This window comes from Streptacidiphilus pinicola (assembly GCF_003258295.1).
Lineage (GTDB): Bacteria > Actinomycetota > Actinomycetes > Streptomycetales > Streptomycetaceae > Streptacidiphilus > Streptacidiphilus pinicola.
In genome coordinates this window covers 1-5,004 of the sequence record NZ_QKYN01000107.1, presented here as the reverse complement: position 1 = coordinate 5,004, position 5,004 = coordinate 1, and the positions used below count along the sequence as shown (strand labels likewise).

Annotated in this window: 3 protein-coding genes; 1 reads left to right on the top strand and 2 read right to left on the bottom strand. The window is 68.2% G+C overall.

What is annotated here, in order from left to right; all coding sequences use genetic code 11:
- The first annotated feature begins 261 nt into the window (after window positions 1–261).
- Window positions 262–2,772, top strand: coding sequence for a DEAD/DEAH box helicase (locus DN069_RS26150; RefSeq protein WP_111504900.1), 2,511 nt, complete (start codon window positions 262–264; stop codon window positions 2,770–2,772).
- Between the two features lie 11 nt (window positions 2,773–2,783).
- Here DN069_RS26150 and DN069_RS26145 read toward each other — a convergent pair whose 3' ends face one another.
- Window positions 2,784–3,356 (bottom strand): hypothetical protein, encoded by a 573-nt coding sequence (locus DN069_RS26145; protein WP_111504898.1) that lies wholly within the window; start codon window positions 3,354–3,356, stop codon window positions 2,784–2,786.
- A 259-nt stretch (window positions 3,357–3,615) separates the two neighbouring features.
- Window positions 3,616–4,218: a PASTA domain-containing protein gene (locus tag DN069_RS26140; RefSeq protein ID WP_165845641.1), complete on the bottom strand. Its 603-nt coding sequence runs from the start codon at window positions 4,216–4,218 to the stop codon at window positions 3,616–3,618.
- Window positions 4,219–5,004 lie beyond the last annotated feature (786 nt).

The window sequence follows — 5,004 nt, the reverse complement described above, 5'->3', positions numbered from 1 at the left end:
CCCGACGGGTGGGTGGCGGGATGGCTGGCCTGAGAGGGGGTGGGGCGCTTCGCGCCTTGGGTGGATCGGTGGGTCACTCGATTCGGGGTGGAGTGTGACGGGGCTTCAGCGGTTGCCTGCATCAAAAATTGTGAGACGCTAGACTCTGGGATAGTCAGGTAGATTCGTGAGATTCTTTCGGGCGCTGAATTGGATATCTTGGCGTGCGGAAGAATTCACCGGAAAAGTCGCCGGAATGCGGGTGAAAAGGGTGAGGAACACGTGAAGAGACTCCGTCCGAACCAGAAGGAGGCGTGTGACGCCGCGGTGCGCCTGCTGACCGTGCCCACGTCAGGGATCGTGCCGCTGCAGGGACTGCGCTGCCAGATCCGCGCCGCCACCGGGTCGGGCAAGAGCCTGACGGCGGTTCACCTCGCTTCCCGTCTCCACGCCGAGCGAGTCCTCGTCCTGGTGCCCTCGCTCCCGCTGCTGGAGCAGACCGTGAGCGTATGGCAGGCCGAAGAGCGCGGCGGGCGGATGCTCGGTCTGTGCTCCCTGCAAGCCAGCGAACAGCCACCGGGTATTTGCTGCACCACCGATCCGGCCGAGCTGGCAGCCTGGACGAAGGGCCCCGGCCGTGTAACGGTCTTCGCCACCTACCACTCGCTCGGGCTCGGCTACCTCGAACAAGCCCACCAGGCCGGACTACCCGCCTGGTCCCTCACGGTCGTGGACGAAGCACACCGCGTCTCCGGCTCAGCCGGACGGCCCTGGGCAGCAATCCTCGACAACACCAAAATCCCAAGTGACCGACGTCTGTTCATGACCGCCACCCCCAGACTGTGGCAAACCCGCGAACAAGCCCAACAGCAGACACCAGCAGCCAGGGCGGCGGCCGGCCGGGGAGCAGCCGAGGCGGCGGCCGGGATCCAGGAGACCGAGCTGATCGCGAGCATGGACGACGAGACCCTGTTCGGTCCCATCGCCCACGACTACCCCCTCGGGCAAGCGATCGCCGACGGCGTCATCGCCCCCTACCGGATCCTGTGCGTCGACGTCCACGACCCGCTGCTGCACGAGCTGGACCAACGCGGCCTGGACGACCGCTCGGTGGAGTACCGCGGGGCGCGCCTCGCCGCGTTGCAGACCGCCGTGCTCACCGCCGCCGCCGAATGGGACCTGGGCCGCGTCCTGTCGTTCCACCACCGGGTCGCCGAAGCACGGGCCATGAGCACCGGCCTGCCGGGGATCGCTCGCACCCTGTGGAAGCAGAACCCCGCACTGTACCCGCAGCCAGGGCAGATCGGCACCACATGGCTGGAGTCCGCACACACCCCCGCCGAGCGGAAAACGGCGCTCGAGGAGTTCGCGTCACTGATCGGCGAAGACGGGTGGCGCCTCCAGCGGCACATCCTCGCCTCCGTCAAAGTCCTCGCCGAGGGCGTGGACACCTTCCACTGCGACGCCGTCTACTTCGCCGACGTCCGCGGCTCCATGATCGACCTCGTCCAAGCCGTCGGCCGCGCCCTACGCATGCAGCCCGGCAGTGGGAAGGTCGCCACGATCGTGGTGCCTATCCTGCTCGGGCCGGGTGAGAGCGGGGATCACCAGTTGTTGACCTCGCGCGCCTACAACGGCCTGTCGAAGATCCTCATGGCGCTGCGGTCCCACGACGCCGCCGCGATCGAGCGCCTGGCGATGCCGCAATCCACCCGCCGGCCCCAGCGGGAGCCCCGCAGCGGCACGCAGGGCTCGGCGGCCGGGGAGCGGGAACTGCTGAGGTTCTCCACCCGCCGCGACCCCGCCACCATCGCCGCGTTCATCACCACCCGCGTCCTGGAACCCGAACGCGCCGAGTTCCGGCGAGGACTCGCCGAGCTGCTCCTCTACAAGGCCGCGTACGGCGACGTGCGCGTGCCCTACGCCTACACCGCACCGTCCGGACACCGACTCGGCGTGTGGGTGGCCGACCAACGCCGCTACAACACCGCCGGCATCCTCGACAACGAACGCGTCTCCCTGCTGAACGAGCAGGGCTTCGTGTGGAGCCACTTCGACACCGCATTCACCGACAACCTCACCGCAGTCGCCGGCTACGCCCATGTACACGGCCACGCCTGCCCACCAGCGGACGCCATCTGGAACGGCCTCCCCGTCGGCACCATCATGAAAAACGCCCGCACCGCCCAACGCCGCACCGAAGCGCTCCAGCGCCGCGCCGAAGCCGGGGAGCAGAACCTGGACTGGACCGGCGCCCTCAGCCCGGAACGCAAAGCCGCCTACGACACCATCGACCCCGCCTGGTGCCCCACCCACTGGACCCCCGACTGGCAACGCAACTTCACCCTCGCACGACGACACATCCAGGCCGGCGGCGTCCTGCTGGGCGCACAGCCCGGCAGCATCGCGGTCCAGGGCGAAGACCTCACCGCATGGGCCCGCACCCAACAACTGCGCTGGGAGCAGCTCGGACCCGCACAACGGTGGATGTGCCAACACATCCTCAGACTCCACCCCCTCACCGACCAGGAACGCCCCAAAAGTCCCGTCACCCACGCAGAAAAAGAGGCCCGCAACCTGCTGGCCGCCACCCAATACCGCGCCCGCGAAGGCCACCTCAACCCACCCCGCGGACACAAGGAAGAGATCACCCTCCACGACGACACCACCGGTGAAACAACCATCGCCGAGGTCTCCCTGGGACTCTTCATCGGCAACAGCCGAGCACGGCGAGCCACCATCCCCACCGAACGAGCAGCCCAACTCACCCAACTTGGCATGAAATGGACGTAGGCCGCCGTTTCTTATGGCGTGACGCCCGTGGAATCAGTGCTGGTCGACGATTGGCCACACGCTTGAAGGAGGCTGATGAATGCCTTGTCGGCCGCGTCGGTGGGGAACAGCCGGACGACGGCCGTGCGGGCCGGCGTAGTGATCGCGTAGTGCTCGGCGAGGTATGAGAGACCGCCCCAGTCCTCGCGAATGTGGACGCGCATCAGGGCCTCGCCGCATCGCCTGCAGCCGATCCACGGCACCAGGACGAGGCCAGCCAGGGAACGGTCGGCCTGGACCGTTTCTCCGCTGACGAGAGCGTCGTCCTGCTCGATCAGGGTCACAGCGGAGGCCGGCTGGCCATCGCCGCGGCAATGGCGGATCCGGGGCGCGAGCGCCTCTCTCCCACCCCATGTCTCCGCGAGCACCGAGAGTTGGGCGCGGACCGTCTCGCTGATTGCCACTTCGTTGCTCAGGATCCCGGAAACGAGCAGACCCAGTCCAGCCTCCTGCTCGCCGATGGCCCAGCAGTCCTTGAACTCCTCGGCCTGGGCCGGTGGCAGCAATCCAGCGAGCCGCATCCAGGTGTCAACGCCCTCGGTCATTCGACAGAGGCTACCGACCCACGACGGCGCCCAGACGTCGGAAGCAGATGAGCATCACCCAGACCGACCGCGGGGCGACAGCTGGGCGCGGGGCCAGGGCCAGGTGTCGCACGCATCAGCCCCCAGCACGCATCTCTGACGTCATCGCAGGTAAAAGGCGTCGCACGACACCCGTGCCACACCCCATGCGACACCCATTCCAAGATCGACGCGACACCCCCTGCGACGGCCGATGCGGGTTCGCCCAAGGCCCGGCCGGTCAGAGCCCGGCCGCCGTGTCCGTGGGCTTCCGGCTCCCGACGGATACCCTGGCTCGCCCGCCGATACGGAAGAGCCTGCGCCAGAACGACCCTTCCTGGGCAACCTGGGCCTGCGGGCCTGGGCCGTAGGTGACGGTCACGGGCGTGTTCTTGACTACCTCGGCGCCCTCGACGGGATCCTGGGTCGCCACCACCTTCTCCCCACCCGGCGGCATCGAGGACTGAGCGGTCACGAGCTTCAGCGAGGTGGTCCCCAGGGCCTGGGCCGCCTTCTCTTGGGTGCTCCCGACCAGCTTGGGCACGGTCTCGGTGCCGACGGTGGCATTCACCAGGTCCTTCTGGGCCTGTTGCGCTTGCTCGGTGGACTTCGAGGAGAAGTAGAACGCGGTCGCCGAGCCGACGGCGGCCGCCAGCGCACCCATCAACGTGCTGCGCAGGGGAGAGTCGTCGATGGCAAACGCGACCGCGCAAAAAATCAGCAGCCCGGTCACCAGACTCAGCGCGATCCAACTGCGCACGACACTCTCTTTGGCCACCCGCTGCGACTTGGCGGCACCAGACCACCTCGCCCACACCAGCACGACGCCAATCAGCAAGATCATGCCTGCGGTGATACCCACTACGCCCCACGTCTGGCCCCCGGAGATCACTGGGTGGGTCGGGCCAGGGCTGGGGGAAGGACTCACAGAGGACGAGGGCACCGTTGATGAGGAGCCCATGTGGGAGGCCAGGAGCTGGGACACTGTTCCTCCAGCCGACACTGAGGACGGGTCAGATCTGACCCTAGCCACCGACGCCGAGATCCCGAGCGGACACCCCCGGCGCCGCGGCGGGGGTCAGCCAAAGGGATCGGCCGGATGAGCCCGAATGGACGATGCAAACCGCGCCGAGCTGGCCGGTGGACGTCACCGCAAGCCAACACCGTCGCACGGGGAACCGCGCGACACCCCGTGCGGCACCCGCGGGCGCCGGCGGGCGGAACAGCCATCCACGGCGAGCCGGGGCGCCGGACGAGCGGAGCAGTCACGTGGGCCGCCACCTTTGACGCAACAGCCATCGGCATCGGTAGAAGAAACGGTTCGCATCCCGCCCGCCACCGAGCTGGGTCTCATAGGGCGTTCAAGCCGGTGTAGATGGCGCCGGCCGAGTCGCACCCACGCGACAGCAATCCGTGACTCTTCCGTGTACCTGGGTAAATCCGGTGGTCGTCGGCGTCGTCGACCCACCGCCTGCCGGGTCGTGACGCAAGGTGCGTCTGTGCCGGAAGCGCGTGCTGGCACGTCGAAAGCCCGGACCCGGGCGCCCTGAACGAGTCCGGGACACCGACCCACACCACGGCGATCACCCGGCCGCGGCGAGCGCGCCCAGCAAGGGCCCGGCAGTAGGCC

Coding starts and splice junctions, on each gene's coding strand:
- DN069_RS26145 (WP_111504898.1), bottom strand. CDS start 3,356: ATGACCGAGGGCGTTGACACCTGGATGCGGCTCGCTGGATTGCTGCCA.
- DN069_RS26140 (WP_165845641.1), bottom strand. CDS start 4,218: ATGATCTTGCTGATTGGCGTCGTGCTGGTGTGGGCGAGGTGGTCTGGT.